18 protein-coding genes and 2 pseudogenes are annotated in these 23736 nt (G+C 69.3%); 18 read left to right on the top strand and 2 right to left on the bottom strand.

Features of this window, described 5'->3' with window-relative positions; all coding sequences use genetic code 11:
• Positions 1-47 precede the first annotated feature (47 nt).
• Positions 48-986, bottom strand: a complete 939-nt coding sequence (locus F6W97_RS10485) for a VOC family protein (RefSeq protein WP_155370038.1) — start codon at positions 984-986, stop codon at positions 48-50.
• Positions 987-1094: 108 nt separating this feature from the next.
• Positions 1095-2003 carry a LysR family transcriptional regulator gene (locus F6W97_RS10480; RefSeq protein ID WP_230686567.1) on the bottom strand — a complete coding sequence of 303 codons (909 nt, stop codon included), beginning with the start codon at positions 2001-2003 and terminating at the stop codon, positions 1095-1097.
• A 118-nt stretch (positions 2004-2121) separates the two neighbouring features.
• Here F6W97_RS10480 and F6W97_RS10475 point away from each other — a divergent pair, with 118 nt between their 5' ends.
• The 18 genes and pseudogenes from F6W97_RS10475 (at position 2122) to F6W97_RS40035 (ending at position 23382) form a co-directional block, all read left to right on the top strand.
• Complete coding sequence (locus F6W97_RS10475; protein WP_230686566.1) at positions 2122-3102, top strand: cyclase family protein; 981 nt, start codon at positions 2122-2124, stop codon at positions 3100-3102.
• 7 nt (positions 3103-3109) lie between these two features.
• Positions 3110-4243 carry an FAD-dependent monooxygenase gene (locus tag F6W97_RS10470; protein WP_155370036.1) on the top strand — a complete coding sequence of 378 codons (1134 nt, stop codon included), beginning with the start codon at positions 3110-3112 and terminating at the stop codon, positions 4241-4243.
• Positions 4240-5211 (top strand): fumarylacetoacetate hydrolase family protein, encoded by a 972-nt coding sequence (locus F6W97_RS10465; protein ID WP_155370035.1) that lies wholly within the window; start codon positions 4240-4242, stop codon positions 5209-5211. Before F6W97_RS10470 ends, F6W97_RS10465 begins: the two co-directional genes overlap by 4 nt.
• A 1-nt stretch (position 5212) precedes the next feature.
• On the top strand, positions 5213-6370 hold the full coding sequence (locus tag F6W97_RS10460; protein WP_155370034.1) for an alpha/beta hydrolase family protein: 1158 nt from the start codon (positions 5213-5215) through the stop codon (positions 6368-6370).
• On the top strand, positions 6367-7362 hold the full coding sequence (locus F6W97_RS10455) for an AraC family transcriptional regulator (RefSeq protein ID WP_155370033.1): 996 nt from the start codon (positions 6367-6369) through the stop codon (positions 7360-7362). The genes F6W97_RS10460 and F6W97_RS10455 overlap by 4 nt, the downstream gene beginning before the upstream one ends.
• A 187-nt stretch (positions 7363-7549) precedes the next feature.
• Positions 7550-8836, top strand: coding sequence for an ABC transporter substrate-binding protein (locus F6W97_RS10450; protein WP_230686565.1), 1287 nt, complete (start codon positions 7550-7552; stop codon positions 8834-8836).
• 86 nt (positions 8837-8922) lie between these two features.
• Positions 8923-9798, top strand: coding sequence for a carbohydrate ABC transporter permease (locus tag F6W97_RS10445; RefSeq protein WP_230686602.1), 876 nt, complete (start codon positions 8923-8925; stop codon positions 9796-9798).
• The gene (locus tag F6W97_RS10440; protein ID WP_155370030.1) at positions 9795-10709 is read left to right on the top strand and encodes a carbohydrate ABC transporter permease; all 915 of its coding nucleotides are present in this window, start codon (positions 9795-9797) and stop codon (positions 10707-10709) included. The genes F6W97_RS10445 and F6W97_RS10440 overlap by 4 nt, the downstream gene beginning before the upstream one ends.
• Position 10710: 1 nt before the next feature.
• On the top strand, positions 10711-13323 hold the full coding sequence (locus tag F6W97_RS10435; RefSeq protein WP_155370029.1) for a glycoside hydrolase family 78 protein: 2613 nt from the start codon (positions 10711-10713) through the stop codon (positions 13321-13323).
• Positions 13320-15773 carry a glycoside hydrolase family 3 protein gene (locus tag F6W97_RS10430; protein ID WP_155370028.1) on the top strand — a complete coding sequence of 818 codons (2454 nt, stop codon included), beginning with the start codon at positions 13320-13322 and terminating at the stop codon, positions 15771-15773. Before F6W97_RS10435 ends, F6W97_RS10430 begins: the two co-directional genes overlap by 4 nt.
• Positions 15770-16933, top strand: coding sequence for an L-rhamnose isomerase (rhaI, locus tag F6W97_RS10425; protein ID WP_155370027.1), 1164 nt, complete (start codon positions 15770-15772; stop codon positions 16931-16933). Before F6W97_RS10430 ends, rhaI begins: the two co-directional genes overlap by 4 nt.
• A 75-nt stretch (positions 16934-17008) precedes the next feature.
• Complete coding sequence (locus tag F6W97_RS10420; RefSeq protein ID WP_155370026.1) at positions 17009-19039, top strand: bifunctional aldolase/short-chain dehydrogenase; 2031 nt, start codon at positions 17009-17011, stop codon at positions 19037-19039.
• On the top strand, positions 19036-20460 hold the full coding sequence (locus F6W97_RS10415; protein WP_155370025.1) for a rhamnulokinase: 1425 nt from the start codon (positions 19036-19038) through the stop codon (positions 20458-20460). The genes F6W97_RS10420 and F6W97_RS10415 overlap by 4 nt, the downstream gene beginning before the upstream one ends.
• 10 nt (positions 20461-20470) lie before the next feature.
• Complete coding sequence (locus F6W97_RS10410; protein ID WP_155370024.1) at positions 20471-21712, top strand: alpha-hydroxy acid oxidase; 1242 nt, start codon at positions 20471-20473, stop codon at positions 21710-21712.
• A gap of 180 nt (positions 21713-21892) precedes the next feature.
• Complete coding sequence (locus tag F6W97_RS10405; protein ID WP_155370023.1) at positions 21893-22039, top strand: hypothetical protein; 147 nt, start codon at positions 21893-21895, stop codon at positions 22037-22039.
• Positions 22040-22417: 378 nt separating this feature from the next.
• A pseudogene (locus F6W97_RS10400) lies at positions 22418-22552 on the top strand (IS5/IS1182 family transposase); the annotation flags it as partial.
• A gap of 64 nt (positions 22553-22616) precedes the next feature.
• Positions 22617-23019: pseudogene (locus F6W97_RS41510) on the top strand (glycosyl hydrolase family 95 catalytic domain-containing protein); the annotation flags it as partial.
• The gene (locus tag F6W97_RS40035; RefSeq protein WP_407924565.1) at positions 22999-23382 is read left to right on the top strand and encodes a glycoside hydrolase family 95-like protein; all 384 of its coding nucleotides are present in this window, start codon (positions 22999-23001) and stop codon (positions 23380-23382) included. The pseudogene F6W97_RS41510 and the gene F6W97_RS40035, both read left to right, overlap by 21 nt.
• Positions 23383-23736: the final 354 nt, after the last annotated feature.

Raw genomic sequence — 23736 nt, 5'->3', positions numbered from 1 at the left:
ACCGGATGGTTCGGCGCTGTGATCCAGATCGTGTGGCTGTTCGCCGGTCAGCAAGGCGGCGCGATGAAGAGGCCTCGGTCGGGGTCGTTGAACGACTGCTTGGCGACGAACTCGTTCATGGGGTTGGCGGTGCCCCACTGATCGGCTACGGACGGGTCGCTGAAGTCGTACAGGTGGGGGTGCCAGGTGTCTTCGTCGAGCTGTTCGAGTTCGGTGGTGTACTCGACGGTGTTGCCGTGCGGGTCGATGAAGTAGCTGAAGGTGTTGTCGCCGGCGGTGTGGCGCCCGGGTCCCCAGACCTTCTCGACACCGGCGCGCAGCAGCCGTCCGGATCCGCGCATGAACTCGTCGATGCCGCGCAGCTCGAACGACGCGTGGTGCAGGGCGACGTGCGGGCCGCGGGCGATCGCCAGGCTGTGGTGCCAGGTGTTGCAGCGCATGAACCACATGACGTCGCCGAGATGTGGGTGGGTGAGGGTGTCGGACAGCGCGAACGCGAGATGCTTGTCGTAGAACGCGACGGTCGCGGTCGGGTCGGGGGAGTTGACCACGACGTGCGACAGCCGGACCGGGATGGACTCGCGTTGCTCGACGCGGCGGTGGGTGCGGGTCTGCACGTCGGCGGAGATCTCGACCGTGCGTCCATCGATGTCGAAGAACCGGAAGCCGTAACCGCCGCCGGGGGTGTCCATGGCGGCGGGCTCGGTGATGAGGGCGACGCCGTCGTGGGCGAGGCGGCCGGCGAGGGTGTCGACGTCGGCGGGGGTGGCCGCGCCGAAGGCGATCAGGTCCAGGCGCTTGTCAGCGGCTTGGCGGATGCGCACGACGTACTGCTCGGGTGAGCCCTCGGCGGCCAGGAACGTGATGCCGGTGTCGGCGGCGACCTCGGTCAGACCCCACATGGCGGTGTAGAACGCCTGTTGGCGGGCGAAGTCGGGTACGGCCAGGTCGACGTGGCGCAGGTGGGTGATGAGTCGTCGGGTCACGGGGCCTCCTCGGGCGGCGGGGCGGAAGCCCACTGTCGGCCGATGGGGCTGCGGCGGGGAAGGCGAATGTGCCGATAGCGCCTATCCGTGCCATGGATGCCTGGAAACTCAGTGCTGGACGAGGTGTGCCGCTTCGGCGAAGCGCTGGCGTAGCCACTGGTGGCCTGCGTCGCTGTCGTGCATGGGGTGCCACCACATCGCCTCGATCAGCGGTGCGGCTTCGAACGGGCACGGTACGGCCCGGACCTGACCTGTGGTGCTGAGCTGCAGTCCGAGCTGACGTTGGACGAGAGCCACCCGCCGAGTACCGATGATCATGGCGGGGAGCAGGGCGTAGCTCTCGGCGACCATCCGCACGTCGAGCTCGACGCCGAGCCGGCGCAACTCGTGGGCTGCGGTGGTGAAGGCGGTGCCGCGGTGATACGTCAGCACCCACGGCATCGCGGCAAGCTGGTCGAGGCTCAGGGAATCGCCGACGTTGGGGTTGTCGGCGCTGACCAGGCACATCCACTCGTCGGAGTACAGGTCCTGGTGGGGCAGGTCAGTGACGAAGCCGTGGGGGAGAACCAGCAGGTCGGTGGTACGCAGCGTTTCATGCGCAGCGTCGACGTTCTCTCGGGTGGTGGGCTGGACGTACAGCCTCACCTTCGGGGCCAGGGTGTCGAGCAGCGCGGAGACCGCAGGGCCGAGGATCGACAGGGCGTAGTCGGACATCAGGACGGTGAACTGCCGGTCGGAGGTGGCCGGGTCGAAATCGGGTTCGCTGGCGAACACCCGATCGGTGGCGGCCACGGCGGTGGTGACGCGTTCATACAGCTGTACGGCTAGCGGGGTGAGCTGGTAGCTGTTGCCCACGCGGATCAGCAGGTCGTCGCCGAAGTGGCGGCGCAGTTTCGCCAAAGCCGCGCTGGTGGCCGGCTGGCTGAGGCCGAGGCGCTCTGCGGCGCGCGTGACGCTGCGTTCGGCCAGCAGCGCCTGCAGCGGCAGCAGCAGGTTCAGGTCCGCGTTGCGGGGCACCCGACCAGCCCTTCCATCCGTGTCGCGAATAACGGCCATAGGCACAATCGCCTTCCCGGATAGTGCGGCGGCCCGCAGAGTGTGTCAAGTCACACCGCCGTCACCAGCAGGGAACCTCATGGAAACAGCGACGCCGCCCATGCCGGACCGCGCCGATCCTGCCGGTGCCATCGCCGCAGCCGCGCAGGCGTACTCCAACCGCGGCCGATGGGGCGAGCACGATGTGCTCGGCACGATGAACTTCTTGACCGAGGCTAAACGCCGGCAGGGCGCAGCGCTGGTACGCCGCGGTGTGTCGTTCTCCCTGGCGCAGCGGTTCGACACCGACGGGCCCCAGCGCGGCTGGCGTCGGCGGACCAACCCGGTGCACACCATGCTCGACACCGGCTTGGACGCCGAACGCGGCCAGGGCTTCCCGCATGGGCTCGGCGGCGCCGACGACGTGGTGTTCATGCCGCTGCAGTGCTCGACCCAGTGGGACGGGCTCGGGCACATCTTCGACCATGGAATGGCCTACAACGGCCGCCGCGCCTGCGACGTCGTCACCTCCGCAGGCGACCAGGTCACCGGTATCGAAACCGTCGCTGCCGTCATCGCCGGACGAGCAGTGCTGCTCGACGTCGGCCGTGCCGTCGGCGGCGGCGAACTGCCCGACGGGTTCGCGATCACCACCGCGCACCTCAACGCCACCATCGCCGCCCAAGGCCCCAGCTCGCAGGTCGGCAGCGGCGACATCGTCGTCGTACGGACCGGGCAGCTGACCCGCGCCCGCCGCGACGGCTGGGGCGAGTACGCCGGCGGCCCGGCCCCGGGCCTGTCGTTCACGACCGCCGGCTGGCTGTACGGCCGTGAGATCGCCGCGATCGCCACCGACACGTGGGGCTTCGAGGTGCGGCCCAACGAGTTCGACGAAGCGTTCCAGCCCCTGCACCAGGTGGCCATCCCGCACATGGGCCTGTTCATCGGCGAGATGTGGGATCTCGACGCCCTTGCCGACGACTGCGCCGCCGACGGTGTCTACGACTTCTGGCTCACCGCCGCCCCCATCCCCGTCACCGGAGCTGTGGGCGCCCCCGTCAACCCCATCGCCGTGAAATGAGGCAACGATGCCCGCAGTGAACCATGTCCTGGTTGTCGGTGGCGGCCTGGCCGGCGCCGCAACCGCGATCCTGCTTGCCGACGGTGGCGTCACCGTCGACCTCGCCGAGATCAAACCCGATGCCGCAGCGCTCGGCTCCGGCATCACCTTGCAGGGCAACGCGCTGCGGGTGCTGCGCCAGCTCGGCGTCTGGACTCAGGTCCAAGCGTTCGGGTACGCCTTCGACACCCTCGGGCTGCGTGCACCCGACCCGCACGGCACCCTGCTGGCCGAGCTGCCCGACCACCGTACCGGCGGAAGTGACCTGCCCGCGACCGTCGGCATGTACCGGCCCGACCTGGCCCGGATCATGCACGACCGGGCCCGGCAAGCCGGAGTACGGATCCTGCCCGCGACGAGCGTCGAGCAGTTGACCAGCGATGACGACGGCGTTGACGTCGTGTTGACCGGCGGCGCCATGGGTCGCTACGACCTGGTCGTCGGCGCCGACGGGCTGCGCTCGCACACCCGGTCCCTGCTCGGCATCGACCTGAAGCCCGAACCCACCGGGATGGGCATCTGGCGGTCGTTCACCCCGCGCCCGCAGCAGGTCACCCGAACCGACCTGTTCTATGGCGGCCCCAGCTACATCGCCGGGTACTGCCCGACCGGCCCGGACAGCCTCTACGCCTACATCGTGGAAAAGGCCCAGGACCGCAGCGGCCTGTCGGCGCAGCAGCGCCTGGACACGATGCTGGAACTGGCGTCGGCCTACCACGGGCCCTTCGATGCGATCCGCGACCGGCTCACCGACCCGGACCAGGTCAACTACACCTGGTTCGAGGCCCATCTGCTGGACCGGCCCTGGCACCGCGGCCGGGTCGTGCTCATCGGCGACGCCGCCCACGCCTGCCCGCCGACCCTGGCTCAGGGCGCCGCTATGGCTCTGGAAGACGCCGCTGTGCTGGCCGAACTCCTGGTCGCCGCCGATCGGGTCGACGACCGGTTGTGGGAATCGTTCATGGACCGCCGCCACGACCGCGCCGGACAGGTAGTCGCCGCATCGCTGAAGCTGGGGCAGTGGCTGCTGGAAGGCCGCCGCGACGCCGACGTGCCCGCGCTGATGGGCCGCATCGCCGCATTGGTCAGCACTCCGGCATGAAACTCGCCACCTTCGGCCACCGCGGCGAGGTCAAAGCCGGTGTCGTCGTCGGCGAGCTGATCCAGCCGCTGGCCGGCGGCCTCACCGTCGCCGACGTAGTCGCCGGCCACCCCGCCGACACGGCCGGGCCGCAGATCCCCGTCGCGGAGGTGCGGCTGCTGCCGCCGCTGCAACCACCGACGGTCCGGGACTTCGTCGCGTTCGAGGAGCACGTCGAAGGAGTCGTCCGGTCTGTCGGCGGCACGGCCACTGTGCCGCAGCAGTGGTATGCCGCGCCGACGTTCTACTTCACCAACCCCTACGCGATGATCGGCGCCCACGACGATGTCGCCGTGCCTCCCGGCTGCCAGGTCCTGGACTTCGAACTCGAAGTCGCCGCGGTCATCGGCAGACCGGGCGCGGACCTGACGGTCGAACAGGCCCGTGACCACATCTTCGGGTACACGATCTTCAACGACTGGTCGGCCCGCGACCTGCAGCGCGCTGAGATGCAGGTGCAGCTCGGCCCGGCCAAGGGCAAGGATTTCGCGACCACTCTCGGGCCGTGGCTGGTCACCGCCGACGAGCTCGACCCGTGGCGCGACCCCGACGGGCATCTGGCGCTCGGTATGAGCGTGGCCGTCAACGGCCGCACCGTCGGCGTGGACCTGCTGTCGAACATGGGCTGGCCGTTCGAGGCCCTGGTCGCCTACGCCTCCCGCGGCACGCAGGTCCGGTCCGGTGACGTGCTCGGCTCGGGCACGTGCGGCAACGGCGGCTGCCTGGCCGAACTGTGGGGCCGCAGCGGCACCGCCGATCCGCCGCCGTTGCGGCCCGGCGACGTCGTGTCGATGACCGTCGACGGCATCGGCACCATCGCCAACCGCGTCGTGGCGGGCCGCGACCCGCACCCGATCCCCGCCGCGCGGACACCGTCGCGCCGCCGGCCCGCGCACCACCCCACCCACCCGGCTGATCAAGGAGCCTGACGTGTTCGAGTACTTTCCCGGCAACTACGTGTGGAACCTCGCTGTCATCGGCGCGCTCAACAGCGGCGCGCTGATCGACGAGGTCGACCGGGCCTGCCGGCCGCTACGGGAAGCCGCGGCCCGCGGCGCCGACGCCGGTACCGAGGAGTTCTTCGCCTCCTGGACCGCGGTGGCCGACCGTCTGGAAGAACTCGCCGGGCAGGACCAGGTCCGCGGCTGGTGGCGCAGCGCCGGCCAGAAACTGCACCGCGCCGCTCTGTACGTGCAGGTCGCCGAACGGCTGCAGAGCCGGCACTGGGCTCCCCGGCAGAAGGCCTACGAACGTGCCCTGGATCTGTTCGCCCGCGCCACTGCCATCGGCCGCGACAACTGCACCCGCGTGGAGATCCACTACGGCGACGGGTCCCTGCCCGCCTACTACGTGAAGGCTGCGGGCGTCGACGGGCCTGCACCGTGCATCGTGCTGTGGAACGGTTTGGACAGCACCAAGGAGATGATGTACCAGTCCGGGTTCGGCCATGAGCTGGCCGCCCGCGGCATCTCCACTCTCATGGTCGACGGCCCCGGCACCGGCGAGGCCCTGCGCCTGCGCGGCGTGACCGCCGTCGCCGACACCGAACGGCCCGCGGGCGCCTGCGTCGACTGGCTGCTGGCCACCGGTGAGGTCGACCCGGCGCGTATCGGCGTCGTGGGCTGGTCGCTGGGCGGCTACTACGCCCCGCGCGCAGCGGCGTTCGAGCCGCGGTTCAGCCTGTGCGTGGCCTGGGGCGCCAACCACAACTGGGGCCAGATGCAGCAACGGCGCCTGCAGCGCGAAGGCGAACACCCCGTCCCGCACTACTGGGACCACGTCATGTGGGTCTGGGGCAGCCAAACCATCGACGACTTCATCTCTACCGCGCAGCAGGTAACCCTCGACGGCGTCGTCGACAAGATCACCGTCCCGTTCCTGGTCGTGCACGGCGAGAACGACCGCCAGATCCCCCTCGAATACGCCCACCAGTCCTACGACCAGGCCGTCAACAGCCCCGACCGGCACCTGACCGTGTACACCGCCCGCGACGGCGGCAACGAGCACATCGGCCTGGACAACCTGCCACTGGTCAGCACCTACATCGCCGACTGGATCAGCGACCGCTTCACCCGGCAGGCCGCATGACCGCGACCCTTCCCGACCGGCTCGAAGGCCACCCCGTCGGCAACACCGACAACCGCATGTACTTCGCCGACGGGTCGCTGATCTACGCCGGCGGATACCGGCACGACGGCGACTTCGGCGTCCACACCCACAGCTTCATGGAGATCGCGTTCGCCGTCGCCGGACACGGCACCCACCACGCAGCCACCGGACGCCACACGATGCACCGCGGCGACGTGGTGCTGCTGCGCCCCGGCGTCTGGCACGGCTACGAAGACTGCCACCAGCTCGACCTGGTCAACTGCTGCATCAGCATGGAGATCCTGCGCAACGAACTCGGCTGGATGCGCCACGACCCGCTCCTGAGCTACCTGCTGTGGACCGGACCCCACGCCCAGCAGCGCCGCGGCATCCTCGCCGCCACCCTGCCCCCCGCGGTGCTCGAGGAGTGTCTGCAGCACCTGCAGGCACTCGACGAACTGCGGGCCAGGCCCGCCGACCGCTACCGCGCCGACACCCTCGCCCGGCTGGCGCTGGTCCTGGGTGCGCTGGCCCGAGCCGTCGTCGACACCACCGGATCGGGCTACGAACCGACCGGGCCCACCCACCCGGCGGTCATCCAGGCCATGCGGCTGCTCGAGCAGGACATCGCCCACCGGTGGACCCTCGACGAGCTGGCCGAAGCACTGCACCTGGCCCCCGGCTACCTGGTGCGGCTGTTCAAAGCCGCCACCGGCCTGCCGCCGATGGCGTACCTGTCGCGGCAGCGCGTCGAGCACGCCGCCGCGATGCTGCTGTACACCGACGACCCGATCAGCCACATCGCCGACACGATCGGCTGGCCGGACCAGAACTACTTCGCCCGTCGCTTCAAAGCCCACTTCGGCCTGCCCGCCAGCGCCTACCGGGAGCGGTTCCGGCACGACAGCGGCCGGCTGCGCACCCACCAGCAGCTGACCGCGCCACGCCCGCACGGCCACCCGCTCCTGCGGGAACTCACCGGCACGAGCTGACCGCACGACAGGTCAATTTCGTGCTACAGGCGGTTCATTGCGGGCTACGCCCCAGGTCAGGCCGCCGACCATCATTTCGGACACAGCCGAAACCGGTATGCCACACCACCGCAACAAAGCACATTGCCTCGCCGGCGCTCGGCCGGCGACACCACATCACATCCCACCCGCATTCGAGGAGAACAGCGTGAAGCTTCGCAGCGTCGCGATCGCCGCGGCGGCCATGCTCGCCCTGGCCGCGTGCAGCTCCGGCACCGACGACCCCGCAGCCGCCACCGGCCCGCTGGAGGTCAAGTACTACTCCGTGCAGCAGCCCACCGAGGGCTGGCCGCTGGTGTTCGGCAAGCTCACCGACGACTACGCCAAGACCAAGCCCGGCACCACCCTGAAGGTCGAGGTCGCCCCGCAGGCCGACCTGGACCAGAAGCTGCAGCTGCTGGCCAGCCAGAACAACCTGCCCACCATCTTCAACGCCCCCAACAGCAACGAGTTGCTGCAGCAGATGTACGACGCCGGGCAGATCCTCGACCTCGAGGCGACCCTCAAGGACCTCGGCGTCTTCGACAAGCTCAACCCCGCCGCCGTCGAGCTGGTCAAGAAGACCCAGGGCGGCAAGCTGCTCGGCCTGCCGCTCGAACTGAACATCGAAGGCATCTGGTACAACAAGAAGCTGTTCGCCGACAACGGCATCACCGCCCCCACCACCTGGGACCAGCTGTCCGCCGCCGCTGCGGCGCTGCAGGCCAAGGGCGTGCAGCCGTTCGCCGCGTCCGGGCAGCAGGGCTGGCCGCTGACCCGCCTGATCGGCAACCACCTGTTCCGCACCGTCGGCCCCAACGCCCTGGCCGACATCAAGGACGGCAAGGCCAAGCTCACCGACCCGCAGTACGTCGCCGCCGCGCAGGCGGTGGCCGACCTGGGCACCAAGGGCTACTTCGGCAAGGGCGTCGGCAGCCTCGACTACGCCACCGCCCAGGACCTGTTCCTGCAGGGCAAGGCCGCGATGTTCTACATGGGCAGCTGGGCGGTGCGTGACTTCGGCAACCCGCAGACCAACAAGATCGGCGCCGACAACATCGGGTTCCTGCCGTTCCCGACCGTCGCCGGCGGCGCCGGCACCGCCGACCAGACCCCGATGAACGCCGGCCTGACCACCGTCGTGTCGAAGAAGGCCTACAACGCCGAAGTCGGCGCCTGGCTCAAGTACATCGTGACCAACTACGGCGACCGGGCCCTGGCCGAGATCGGGCTGGTAAGCGGCTTCACGGCCAACCCGCCCGCCGACGCCGGCGCCCTGACCAAGGGCGTCGTCGCCCAGATCGGCGCCACCAAGCAGCCGCTGCTGTGGTTCGAGGCCCAGTTCACCACCAAGGCCACCGACACCGCCACCAAGAACGTGACCCGACTGGTCACCGGCGACATGTCGCCCGCCGACTACATGAGCACCCTGCAGAAGGCCATCGACCAGGGCTGACCCGCCCCGGGGCTGCCGCACCCGGTGCGGCAGCCCCACCCACAAAGTCCCACCACCCCATCCGTAGGAGGACTCCCGTGCGCTCGATGCTCGGGGACAAGCGGGCGATCGCCGTGTTCGTCGGACCCGCACTGCTCGTCTACACCCTCGTCATGATCGTCCCGATCGTGTGGTCGCTGGGCTACACCTTCTTCGACGGCAGCGTCATCGGCGGGTTCACATACACCGGACTGGACAACTACCGGCAGCTGCTCGACGACCAGGCGTTCTGGGACTCGACGTGGTTCACCGTCAAGTACGGCGCAGCCGTCACCATCGGGCAGGTCGGATTCGGGCTGCTGCTGGCCCTGCTGTACACCTTCTACCTCAAGCGCGCCTCCGCGCTCGTGCGCACCCTGGCGTTCTTCCCCGTCGTCCTGCCGACGGTCGCAGTCGCTGCCATGTTCACCAAGCTGTTCGCCGTCGCCCCGCAGCCCGGCCTGGTCAACTCCATCGCCTCGATGCTGGGCCTGTCCGGCGACCGCGACTGGTTCGCCGACTCCGGCAGCGCGTTCATCGTCCTGGTCCTCATGGACGTGTGGCGGTCCATGGGCTTCTACGCCGTGCTGCTCTACGCCGGGCTGGTCGACATCCCCGACGACATCGTCGAAGGCGCCCGCCTGGACGGCGCGCAGGGCTGGCGGCTGGTCCGGCACATCATCCTGCCGATGCTCACACCGATCCTGCTCTCGTCAGTGATCTTCAGCATCAACGGCACCCTCAAAGTCTTCGACTCGATCATGGCGCTGACCGGCGGCGGGCCGGGCGACACCACCAGCCCGCTGACGCTGTACATGTACAAGACCGCGTTCAGCTTCGGCGACTACGGCTACGGCTCCACCATCGCCATGCAGCTGACCCTGCTCAGCCTCCTCGTCACCCTGATGATCTTCCGCTACTCGCGCAAGGACCAGAACCGATGAGCACGCACACCGCAACCCGGCCCGCGCACGCCGCCCGCCCCGAAACCCCCGAGCGCGAACCCCGGCCGCGCCGCTTCAGCCTCGGGCAGACGCTGCGCCGCACACCGCTGCGCGCCGCGGTCGCGCTGCTGCTGGTCATCGAGATCTACCCGCTCGTCTGGCTCATGCTGTCCTCGCTCAAGCGGGAAGACGAATTCTCCCTCAAACCCGTCTGGGCGCTACCCGAAGGCTTCGACTGGGCCAACTACAGCGAAGCGTGGACGACCGGCAACATGTCCGGCTACCTGCGCAACAGCCTGCTGGCCACTGTCCCGTCCCTGGCCGCGATCATCGTGTTCGGCGTTGCCGCCGGATTCGCACTGCAGGTCATGGTCTGGCGCGGGCGCAACACCGTCCTGCTGGCGTTCCTCGGCGGGATCATGGTCCCGATGCAGATGGTGCTGCTGCCGCTGTTCACCATCTACTTCAAAGCCCAGCTCATCAACTCGCTGTGGTCGCTGATCATCACCTACACCGCGTTCGGGCTGCCGCTGACGGTGTTCCTCATGGCCGGGTACTTCCGCGCCATCCCACCCGAGGTCCTGGAAGCGTCGTTCCTCGACGGCGCCGGCATCTTCCGGACCTTCGCCACCGTCGTGCTGCCCATGGTCCGCAACGCCATCCTCACCATCGCCCTGGTGCAGTTCTTCTTCATCTGGAACGACCTGCTGCTGTCACTGACATTCATCAGCGACGACAGCCTGCGCACCGTGCAGACCGGCCTGCTCAACTTCGTCGGCCAGTACGGCCAGCGCCAGTGGGGACCCACCTTCGCCTCCATCTGCCTGACCGTAGTACCGACCCTGCTGCTGTACCTGGCCCTCAACCAGAAGGTCATGAAGGGCCTGACGGCCGGATCGGTGAAGGGCTGACATGCACACGCACCACCTGCGCTTCGAGCACCTCGGCGAAGCGCTCGGGACTCACCGCACCACGCCGCGGCTGTCCTGGCACACCAGCACCGACCAGGTCGCCTACGAGATCGCCGTCGACGGCGGACTGCAGCCGTACACCACCGGCCGCATCGACGACACCGACAGCAGCCTGCGACCCTGGCCCGCGCCGCCGCTGACCTCCCGGCAGCGCCGCCACGTACGGGTCCGGGCCTGGTCCGCAGACAGACCCGACCCGTCGGAGTGGAGCACACCAGCCGTCATCGAGACCGGACTACTGCACCCGCACGACTGGCAGGCCACGGCGATCAGCCCGCACCCGGACGCGGCAGGGCCGCTGCCGCGTCCGGCGATGCTGCTGCGCCGCGACTTCACCGCCACCGCACCGGTGACCGCCGCCCGGCTGTACGCCACCGCCCACGGCCTCTACGAAATGGAGATCAACGGCCGGCGGGCCGGCGACCACGTCCTGGCCCCGGGCTGGACCAGCTACCCCGACCGGCTGCGCTACCAGACCTTCGACGTCACCGACCTGCTCCACGATGGCGCCAACACGATCGGGGCGTGGCTTGCCGACGGCTGGTACCGGGGACTGGTCGGATTCAACGGCGGCACCCGCGACCACTACGGCACCCGCACCGCGCTGCTGGCCCAACTCGAACTGCACCACCCCGACGGCACCACCACCGTCGTGGCCACCGACCGGAACTGGCGCAGCACCACCAGCCCCATCACCGCCACCGGCCTGTACGAAGGCGAACGCCACGACGCCCGAAACGAACACCGCGGCTGGTCATCGCCAGGCTTCGACGACCGCACCTGGGCAGGGGTGACCGAACAGGAACTCGACCTGACGCGGCTGACCGCTCCCGTCGGGCCGCCGGTGCGCCGCATCCAGACCCTCAACCCCGTCGCCGAGCTCACCTCACCATCCGGGCGGCGCATCATCGACTTCGGGCAGAACATCTCCGGCCGGCTGCGCATCCGGGTCCGAGGAAACGCCGGGCAGGTCATCCGGCTGCGGCACGCCGAAGTCCTCGAACACGGCGAACTGTGCACCCGCCCCCTGCGCAACGCCCCGTCAGTCGACGAATACGTGCTCGCCGACCGCGACGACGTCCAAGAATGGGAACCCCGGTTCACCATCCACGGATTCCGTTACGCCCAGATCGATGCCGAGACCGACGTCGACGTCGAAGCCGTCGTCATCCACACCGACATGAGCCCGGCCGGGCGGTTCGACTGCTCCGACCCGCTGCTGACCAGACTGCACGACAACGTCGTCTGGAGCATGCGCGGCAACTTCGTCGACCTGCCCACCGACTGCCCGCAGCGCGACGAGCGCCTCGGCTGGACCGGCGACATCGCCGCATTCGCGCCCACCGCCACCTACCTGTACGACTGCACCGGCCTGCTCACCTCGTGGCTGGCCGACCTGGCCGCCGAACAGGTTCGCTTCGGCACCGTGCCGCACTACGTTCCGTGGGTGCCGGTGCTGTTCGACCTCGCCCCGGCCGCCGCGTGGGGCGACGCCGCGGTCCTGGTCCCGTGGACGCTGTACCAGCGCACCGGCGACCTGCAGATCCTCGCCGACCAGTACCCGAGCATGACCGCGTGGGTCGAGCAGATCGCCGCGATCGCCGGCCCCGCCCACCTGTGGAACACCGGCTTCCAGTTCGGTGACTGGCTCGACCCCGCCGCACCGCCGCGCCGCCCTGACCAGGCACGCACCGATCCATACCTGGTCGCCTCCGCCTACCACACCCACACCACGGCACTGCTGGCCGACATCGCCGCGCTGCTCGGCCGGCCCGAGGACCGGCGACGCTACGCCGAGCTGGCCGCGGCCGCCCGGCAGGCGTTCACGACCGAGTTCGTCACCGCGTCCGGGCGCATGGCCTCCGACGCACCCACCGCCTACGCCCTGGCGATCATGTTCGACCTGCTGCCGGACGGACTGCGCAAGCGGGCCGGACGCAGGCTGGCCGAACTCGTCGCAGACAATGACCACTTCATCGCCACCGGCTTCGTCGGCACACCGCTGATCTGCGACGCGCTCACCGCCACCGGTCATCTGGACACCGCCTACCACCTGCTCACCCAGACCGGCTGCCCGTCGTGGCTGTACCCGGTCACCATGGGCGCCACCACCACCTGGGAACGCTGGGACAGCATGCTGCCTGACGGCAGCGTCAACCCCGGTGAGATGACCTCGTTCAACCACTACGCCCTCGGCGCGGTCGCCGACTGGATGCACCGCACGGTCGCCGGCCTGGCCGCCGACGCTCCCGGCTACCGCAGGTTGCGCATCGCACCTCGCCCCGGCGGCGGACTCACCCACGCCCGCACCGAACACCTCACCCCCCACGGCACCGCCGCCGTGGCCTGGCACCGCGACGGCGGCACCCTGCACGTGCAGGTCACCGCCCCTGCCGGAACCACGGCAGTCGTCGACCTGCCAGGCCAGGCACCGACCGTCGTCGGCAGCGGCACCCACACGTTCACGGTCGCGCACCGGCCCGCTGACCACGACCCCGTCCGCCCAGTGAACACCAACATCCACGACCGCGAAGCCGCAGGAACCCCCGCATGAGCACCCGCCCCTGGCACGACCCCGCCCTGCCGCTCTCCGACCGTGTCACCGCAGCGCTCACCGCCCTGACCGCCGAGCAGCTGACCGCGCTGGCGCTGGCCGACTACACCGTCCTGCAGGACCTCGGCCTTCCACCGCTTGCCTACCGCGACGGACCCAGCGGCGTACGCGACATCCCCGCAGGCACCGCCATGCCGGTCACCCTCGCCCTGGCGGCCACCATGGACGCCGACCTCGCGCACGCGTACGGTGCCGCGATCGGCGCCGAAGTCCGCGGCAGTGGCCACACCGTCCTGCTCGGCCCCGCCCTCGACCTGGTCCGCACCCCGCTGGCCGGGCGGATCCCCGAAACGATGGGGGAGGACCCGTGGCTTGCCGGACACCTCGGCGCCGCATACGTGCGCGGGGTGCAAAGCCAACAGGTCATCGCGATGGTCAAACACCTGGTCGCCAACACCCACGAACGCGGCCGCACCGGCGACGGACACATCTCCGACCGCGGCGACGCCCTCGACGTGCGCGTCGACGAACGCACCCTGCACGAGCTGTACCTGGCCCCGTTCCGGCACGCGCTCACCGACGGCGGCGCGTGGGCGGTGATGGCGTCCTACAACCGGCTCAACGGCACCTACCCCAGCCACGACCCCGACCTGTGGCACCTCGTCAAACACCAGTGGGACTGGAAGGGGTTCACCGCCCCGGACTTCATCTTCGCCGTCCGTGACCCCGCCCAGGCCGTACGCGCCGGCCTGGACGTGCCCGGCCTGGACGGCCCATCCGGCCGCACCGCCGACATGCTCACCGACCCGCAGCGGCTACGCGACATCGCGACCCGGATCCTGACCGCCGTCATCGGCTGCGGCCAAGCCGACAACCACCGGCAGCCCGCACCCGATCCGGCCACCCACGACCGGCTCGCCACACACGTCGCCGCCGAAGCCAGCGTGCTGCTGACCAACGACGGCGTCCTCCCACTGCCGACCGACCTGACCGAGATCGCCGTCATCGGCTGCGCCGGCACCGACGCGATCTACACCGTCGGAGGCTCCGGCGGCGTCACCGCCGACCCCGACCGGATCATAACCCCGCTGCTGGGCATCCGTGCCCGTGCCGCCGACAGCACCCGCGTCACCCACGCCCAGGGCACCCTCGGCGACCTGCCGCTGCCGACGCTCGCCGCCGAGGTGCTCACCCAGCCGGACGGCAGCCTGGGTGTGCTCGCCGAATACTTCACCGTCGACGGCAGCCCCATCTGCGCCGCGGTCGAGGCGGGCATCGACCGGCACGGACCACCCGACGGCGTCGGCGGGGCGTTCAGGGCCCGCTACACCGCCTGGCTCACCCCGCGTCGCACCGGCAGGCACCGGTTCAGCCTCACCGGCGGCGGCCACGCCACCCTGCACCTCGACGGAGCACAGGCCACCGCAGGCGCCCACGAAACCGACCGGATGTTCGCCGGACCGGCCTACAGCCGCCAAGCGGTCGTCGACCTCACCGCCGGACACCCCGTCCAACTGGAGGTGCGCTTCGACCACGGGCCGGCCCTGGACCTGCCGTTCCTCGGGATCCGGCCCGGTGTGCGCCTCGGCTGGCAGGAACCCGACGACCTGATCGCCGACGCCGCCGAGGCAGCGACCCGTGCCGACGTCGCGATCGTCGTCGCGCAGGCCGTCAGCGGCGAGGCGATGGACCGCCAGAACCTCGCACTGCCCGGCGACCAGGACGACCTGATCGCCGCGGTCGCCACCGCGAACCCGCGCACCGTCGTCGTGCTCAACACCCCCGGCCCGGTCCTGATGCCGTGGCTGGCGCAGGTCGCCGCCGTCGTGCAGGTCTGGTACCCGGGCCAGCGCTTCGGCGACGCCCTGGCCGCTGTCCTGTTCGGCGACACCGAACCCGGCGGCCGCCTGCCGGTCACGTTCCCCGCCGACGCACAAGGACCGATCAGCACCCCCGAGCAGATGCCCGGCGTCGACGGGACCGCCGTGCACAGCGAAGGCCCCCTGACCGGCTACCGGCACTTCGACCACCACCGGCGGCAGCCACTGTTCCCGTTCGGGCACGGCCTGTCCTACACCGACTTCCGCTACGACGCCATCAGGGTCACCACGAACAACCACACCCTCGCCGCGACTGTGACCGTCACCAACACCGGCACCAGGGCAGGCACCGAGACCGTCCAGCTGTACGTCACCGCCCCGAACGCCGCACGGCAGCCCTACCGGCAGCTCAAAGGCGTTGCGAAGCTGCGCCTGGAACCCGGCGCCACCGCCAGCGCGACCATCGCCGTGCCGCTGCGAGACCTGGCCGCCTACCACCCCGGCAGCGGCTGGCAGCTGCACCCCGGCTTCTACCAGGTGCAGGTCGGCCGATCCAGCATCGACCTGCGCCTGCGCACCGACTACGACCTCGACACCCCCGCCGACAATCCGGAAGGCCAGCACCCATGAACCCCACCGCCATCACCGACATCCTGCGCCGGCAGGAGATCGAGACACCGTCGTGGGCCTACGGCAACTCCGGCACCCGGTTCAAGGTCTTTGCCCAACCCGGCGTACCCCGCGACCCGTACGAGAAGATCGCCGACGCCGCCACCGTGCACCGCTTCACCGGCATCGCCCCGTCGGTGGCCCTGCACATCCCCTGGGACAAGGTCAGCGACTACCAGCACCTGGCCGCCTACGCCGCCGAGCACGGCATCCGGCTGGGCACCATCAACGCCAACGTCTTCCAAGACGACGACTACCGCCTCGGCTCGGTCACCAACCCCGACCCGGCAGTACGCCGCAAGGCCGTCGAGCACCTGCTCGAATGCGTCGACATCATGGACGCCACCGGCTCACCCGACCTGAAGCTGTGGTTCGCCGACGGCACCAACTACCCCGGCCAGGACGATCTCCGCACCCGCCAGGACCGGCTGGCCGACGCCCTGCAGCAGGCATACGCGAGGCTGACCGGCCAACAGCGGATGCTGCTGGAGTACAAGCTGTTCGAGCCCGCGTTCTACGCCACCGACGTCCCCGACTGGGGCACCGCCTACGCCCACTGCGTCGAACTCGGCCCCCGGGCGCAGGTCGTCATCGACACCGGCCACCACGCTCCCGGCACCAACATCGAATTCATCGTCGCGTTCCTGCTGCGCCAGCACCGCCTCGGCGCGTTCGACTTCAACTCGCGGTTCTACGCCGACGACGACCTCATGGCCGGAGCCGCCGACCCGTTCCAACTGTTCCGGATCATGAACGAGATCGCCGCTGCCGGCGCCGTCACCCCCGACGGCGGCATCGCGTTCATGCTCGACCAGTGCCACAACATCGAACCGAAGATCCAAGCAGTGATCCGGTCGGTGCTCAACGTCCAGGAAGCCACCGCCAAGGCGCTGCTGATCGACCGGACCGCGCTGGCCGCCGCACAACGCGACGGCGACGTCCTGGCCGCCAACGACATCATCATGGATGCCTACCACACCGACGTCCGTCCCATGCTGCGCCAGCTGCGCGAAGACATGGGCCTAGAACCCGAGCCGATCGCGGCCTACCGCGCTTCCGGCTACCTGGCCAAGGTCAGCGCCGAACGCGTCGGCGGCAACGCCGCCGGTTGGGGCGCCTGACCCCGACACCGACCCCGCACCTGACCCTCATCACATCAAGCACACGGCGGCCACCGCCGTGGGGGAGTACGCACCGTGAGCACCGTCGACGACCTCATCGCCCGCAGCAACCGCCTGGGCGCCGACCCGGCCAACACCAACTACGCCGGCGGCAACACCTCCGCCAAAGCAACCGGCACCGACCCGGTCACCGGCGACCCCGTCGAACTCGTCTGGGTCAAAGGCTCCGGCGGAGACCTCGGCACCCTGACCGCAGCCGGCCTCGCCGTGCTGCGCCGCGACCGGCTCGACGCACTCGCCCGCACCTACCCCGGCGTCGAACACGAAGACGACATGGTCGCCGCGTTCGACTACTGCCTGCATGGCCGCGGCGGAGCCGCACCCAGCATCGACACCGCCATGCACGGCCTGCTCGACGCCGCCCACGTCGACCACCTGCACCCCGACAGCGGCATCGCCATCGCCACCGCCGCCGACGGCGAAGACCTCACCAAGAAGATCTTCGGCGACAAGGTGGTCTGGGTGCCGTGGCGGCGCCCCGGCTTCCAGCTCGGCCTCGACATCGCCGCCATCAAGCAAGCCAACCCGCAGGCGATCGGCACCATCCTCGGCGGCCACGGCATCACCGCCTGGGGCGACACCAGCGACCAATGCGAGCAGAACTCCCTGTGGATCATCCGCACCGCGCAGCGGTACATCGATGAGCACGGCATCGCTGAGCCCTTCGGCGCCAGCCGGCCCGGCTACCAAGCCCTACCTGACACCGAACGCAAGGCCAAAGCGGCCGCCCTAGCCGCGACCATCCGCGGCCTTGCCTCCACCGAAAAGCCCATGGTCGGACACTTCACCGACACCGACGTCGTGCTCGACTTCCTTGCCTCAGCCAAAGCCCCTGCCCTGGCCGAGCTCGGCACCAGCTGCCCCGACCACTTCCTGCGCACCAAGGTCAAGCCGATGCTGCTGGACCTGCCCGCCACCGCCAGCGTCGAAGACACCATCGCCGCCCTCAAACAGCAGCACCAGGCATACCGCGCCGACTACACCTCCTACTACCAGCGCCACGCCGACGCGGCCACCCCCGCGATGCGCGGCGCAGACCCGCTGATCGTGCTCGTGCCCGGCGTAGGCATGTTCAGCTATGGCGCCAACAAGCAGACCGCCCGCGTCGCCGGCGAGTTCTACGTCAACGCCATCAACGTCATGCGCGGTGCCGAAGCCCTGTCGACCTACCAGCCGATCCCCGAGTCGGAGAAGTTCGGCATCGAATACTGGGTCCTGGAGGAAGCCAAGCTGCAGCGCATGCCGAAACCGAAGTCCCACCAGGGGCGGATCGCGCTGATCACCGGGGCCGCATCGGGCATCGGCAAGGCCATCGCCGCCCGCTTGGCCGCCGAAGGCGCCTGCGTCGTCATCGCCGACCTCGACCCCGCGAAGGCACAAGCCGCAGCCGCTGAAATCGGCAACGCCGACACCGCCATCGGTGTGGGCGCCAACGTCGCCGACGCCGACGCCGTACAAGCCGCCGTCAACGAGACCCTGCTCGCGTTCGGCGGCATCGACCTCATCGTCAACAACGCCGGCCTCTCACTGTCCAAGCCACTGCTGCAGACCACCGAATCAGACTGGGACCTGCAGCACAACGTCATGGCCAAAGGCTCGTTCCTGATCTCCAAGGCAGCCGCCGCACCGCTGATCGAACAAGGCATGGGCGGCGACATCATCTACATCTCGTCGAAGAACTCCGTGTTCGCAGGCCCCAACAACATCGCCTACTCCGCGACCAAGGCCGACCAGGCACACCAGGTCCGGCTGCTCGCGGTAGAGCTCGGCCAGCACGGGGTGCGGGTCAACGGCATCAACCCCGACGGCGTCGTCCGAGGGTCGGGCATCTTCGCCGGCGGGTGGGGCGCCCAACGTGCCGCGACCTACGGAGTCAAAGAGGAAGACCTCGGCCAGTTCTACGCCGACCGCACCATCCTCAAACGCGAAGTCCTGCCCGAGCACGTCGCCGACGCCGTCTACGTGCTCACCGGTCCAGAGCTCAGCCGCACGACCGGCCTGCACATCCCCGTCGACTCCGGCGTCGCCCCGGCCTTCCTGCGATGAGCCGCACCTCGGCACACGTCGCCGCAGTCGACCTCGGCGCCACCAGCGGCCGGGTCATCGTCGGCCACCTCGACGACGGCGCGCTGCGCATACAAGAGGTCTCCCGGTTCCCGAACGAGCCGGTCCGCCTCGGCGACGGCCTCCACTGGAACCTGCTGGACCTGTACCGGCAGACCCTGGCCGGGCTCGCCGCCGCCGAGCGGCACTCACCCGGCATCGCCAGCGTCGGAGTCGACTCCTGGGCCGTCGACTACGGCCTGCTGCGCGCAGACCGGCTGCTAGGTATCCCGCACCACTACCGCGACGCCCGAAGCCAAGCAGGTGTCGCAGCCGTCCACGCCCGCATGGCGGCACCGCAGCTGTACCAGCAGAACGGCCTGCAGCACCTGCCGTTCAACACGCTGTTCCAGCTGGTGGCCGACGGTGAACTGCTGGCCGTCGCCGACCGGATGCTACTCATCCCAGACCTGATCAACTTCTGGATGACCGGCGTCCAAGCCGCCGAGCGAACCAACGCCTCCACCACCGGGCTGCTCGACCCACACACCCGGCAGTGGAACCTCAGCCTGGCCGACACCATCGGGATCCCCACCCGGCTGCTGGCACCCCTGGTCGACGCCGGAACACAGCTCGGCCGGCTCACAGCCGACGTCGCGCGCACGGTCGGCCGATCTATCGACGTCGTCGCCGTCGCCTCCCACGACACCGCGTCCGCCGTGGTCGCCATCCCCAACACCGAACGCGACTTTGCCTACATCTCATGCGGCACGTGGGGACTCGTCGGCCTGGAACTCGATGAGCCAGTCATCACCGACGATGCGCTCAATGCGAACTTCACCAACGAAGGCGGCGTCGACGGCCGCACCCGATTCCTGCACAACGTCATGGGACTGTGGCTGCTGTCGGAATCGCTACGTCACTGGGAGCCCACCGCCACCGACACACAGCGAGCCGCCCGCCTGCAGCAGCTGCTCCACGAAGCCGCAGCCGTCAACGGACCCGTCACGGCGTTCGACGTCAACGACCCGGTATTCCTGCCGCCAGGCGACATCCCGGCACGCATCAGACAGTGGTGCCATGACCATGGCAGCAGACCGCCGCTGACCCCAGCGGAAGTCGTCCGGAGCATCGTGGAAAGCCTCGCGGCGGCATTCGCCCAGGCGGTCCACGACGCCGCACGACTAGCCCAACGGCCCGTCACGGTCATCCACCTCCTGGGCGGCGGGGCGAACAACGCCCTGCTCTGCCAGGCGACCGCCGACCGCGCCGGACTGCCCGTCATCGCCGGTCCCGTCGAAGCCACCACCGCGGGCAACCTCCTCATCCAGGCACGCGCCCTCGGCATGATCGACAATGATCTCCGATCGCTGCGCGCAATTGCCGCACGGTCTTTCACCCTGACCCGATACGAACCCCGGTAGGCACAAACCGATGGTCAAGCGACAGTTCCCCCGACCGGCCGAGATGGCTGAGCTCGTGCGGTTCAAACGCCCAGAACTCAACGCATCCAGGCGTCGCCTGGCCAAAGCCCTCACCATCCACGACCTGCGCGCCATCGCGAAACGGCGCACCCCGAAGGCCGCGTTCGACTACACCGACGGCGCCGCCGAAGGCGAAATCTCGCTCACCCGCGCCCGGCAGGCGTTCGACGACGTCGAATTCCACCCTTCGATCCTGCAGGACGTATCCGCCGTCGATACCTCGACCACGATCTTCGGCGGGCCCTCCGCGCTGCCCTTCGGGATCGCCCCGACCGGCTTCACCCGACTCATGCAGACCGAAGGCGAGCTCGCCGGTGCCGGCGCCGCCGGTGCCGCAGGAATCCCGTTCACCTTGTCGACGCTGGGCACCACTTCGATCGAGGACGTACGCGCCGCTAACCCCCAAGGCCGCAACTGGTTCCAGCTCTACGTCATGCGACAACGTGAAATCTCGTACAACCTGGTCGAACGCGCCGCAGCCGCCGGCTACGACACGCTGATGTTCACCGTCGACACTCCGGTGGCCGGTGCGCGGCTGCGCGACAAACGCAACGGATTCTCCATCCCGCCACAGCTGACAGCCCGCACCATCCTCGACGCGGTCCCGCGCCCATGGTGGTGGTGGGACTTCCTCACCACCCCGAAACTGGAATTCGCCTCACTGTCGTCGACCGGCGGCACTGTGGGGGAGCTGCTCGACTCCGCGATGGACCCCACGATCTCCTACGCGGACCTCAGCATCATCCGGGCGATGTGGCCGGGCAAACTCGTCGTCAAAGGCGTCCAAACCGTCGAAGACGCCAAACGGCTGGTCAACGCCGGTGTCGACGGCCTGGTCCTGTCCAACCACGGAGGCCGGCAACTCGATCGCGCGCCTGTCCCGTTCCAACTGCTACCGCACGTCACACGTGAGGTCGGTAAGGACACCGAGATCGCCATCGACACCGGGATCATGAACGGCGCCGACATCGTGGCCTCCATCGCACTCGGCGCCAAATTCACGCTCATCGGACGGGCCTACCTGTACGGCCTGATGGCCGGCGGCCGCCCAGGCGTCGACCGGACCATACAGATCCTCACAGAGCAACTGATCCGCACGATGAAGCTACTGGGCGTTGCTGCCATCGGAGAGCTCGAACCACGTCACGTGACCCAGCTCCATCGACTGCTACCTCGGGCGCAGCATTTGTAGCCAGCACGGCGCGCCGATCTACCTGCACACGCCCGGTGTCGGGGCGGTGCAGGTAGGCCTGACCAAGGTACGCAGCAGCCCGATGTTCTCGCTGCGGCCTGCGACCGAAACCGAGATCGCCGACGTCTTCGAACTGTTCGACGGTTCGACGCGTGGCTGAGTACCCAGCTGCCCGAAGCCATGCAGTGGGTCGGCTCAGGTCTCGACGTCGGGTTCGACGAGGTGTTCCGCTCGGTTGCGGTGGATGCTCGCGAGGTCGACGATTCCGGCGGCTTTCTGGAATACCACCAGTGCCAGCAGGCCATGGTTGACAACATGGACTACTAAGCCGTCGCAGCGCCGTCGGTGCGCGGGGCTGGGCAGATAGGTGGCAGGGCGGCGGCCTACGAACACTGCGAGGGGGCGCCCTGGCTTCTCGGTCACTGGCTCAGCTGTCGGCTGCGGCCGGTGTGCTGGTGCTCGGACGGACTTGTCCCTAGTCAGCGTGGACTCGACCACTGCCCGGGCTCACCACGATGCTGCGGGGATGCACCTTGGCCAGGACGTCATCGCTGCTCTGGGTAAGGCTGCCGCCGAAGAGGAGGAGGCCTGGCAAAAGGGGGCGGCTCGAAAGGACGAGACGGACAGGGCACCAGAGACTGCATCGAGGAGGACGAGCGGCGATGCATCCGGCGACGGCGCAAACTTCGGTTGAAGGCTGCCCTTCTCGGACGTTCGAGGGGCGGGCAGACCAGCAAGATTCATCTGGCTGCCGACCGGAAGTGCCGTCCGCTGGCGTTCGTCCTGACCGCGGGGCAGGCCGCGGACAGCCCGCAGTTCATTCCGGTGCTCAAGAAGTTACGGGTCCGAGTGCCTGTCGGCCGTCCTGGCACCCGAGCACGGAGAACACGTCGCCGGCACGGCGATGGCCCAGCAGATCATCGGCGACCTGGTCGCCAACACCCTGCAAGCGGCACACACCCTCGACGTGGACACCGGCCTGCGGGCGCGGCTGCGCGAAGTGCAGGCCCGGCTGGACCCCGGCCTGCGCGTCGGCGCATGGGGACACCTGCAGGAATGGAAAGCAGACCTCGACGACCCCGCAAACACCCACCGGCACGTGTCGCAGCTCTTCGCGCTGCACCCCGGCCGGCACCGACCTTGCCGCCGCGGCATCGGTGACGCTGGCCGCCCGCGGCGACGGCGGCACCGGATGGAGCCGAGCCTGGAAGATCAACTTTTGGGCGCGGCTACGCGACGGCGACCGCGCCCACCGCCTGCTCACCGGCCAGCTGCGCCACAGCACCCTGCCGAACCTGCTCTGTGACCACCCGCCGTTCCAGATCGACGGCAACTTCGGAGCCACCGCCGGCATCGCCGAACTGCTGCTCCAAAGCCACCTCGGCGTGATCGACGTACTGCCCGCACTGCCCGCCGCCTGGCCCGACGGCACTGTCACCGGCCTGCGCGCCCGCGGCGGCGTCACCGTCGACATCGGCTGGCAGGCCCGGGCGGCGACCGCACTCGACCTGCACACCACGACCGCACGGCTGCTCACCGTACGCAGCACACTGCTCGCCGACACACCGCTGATCGATCTCGCCACCGGCACCCCGGTGCAGGGGACCCGCGGCGACACCCAGATCACCTTTCATACGCAGGAGGGCCACCACTACCGCGCCTGCCGCTGACATCAATAATGGCAGCTGTTCGTCGCACGCCGAGGCCGCGTAGGGCCCGGATGAGGGGGCGTGGTGCGGGAGATCGCGAGCGCGATAGCGACCCGGCCAGGCGGCCCGGCATCGACGTCGGCGGCTGACTCCGCGCGCGTTGCGCGAACGGACGCTTGCTGCCAGGCCGAGGACCACTGACCGGGGCGTAGGTAGTCGTCCGCGGCGTGCATTCCTCTGCACTAATGCTTCCCGGCCCATCATGGATTGTTGGACTAGGTCAAGATATCGCGTCAGCACATCCCTCGGCGAATCAAGATCATCCCTTAGCGTTAGTTCCGTTACCGATACTCCCCGACGCAGGACGCCCGCGCC

Source organism: Catellatospora vulcania, assembly GCF_009720385.1.
Lineage (GTDB): Bacteria > Actinomycetota > Actinomycetes > Mycobacteriales > Micromonosporaceae > Catellatospora > Catellatospora vulcania.
This window is presented reverse-complemented; position numbering and strand designations above follow the sequence as displayed.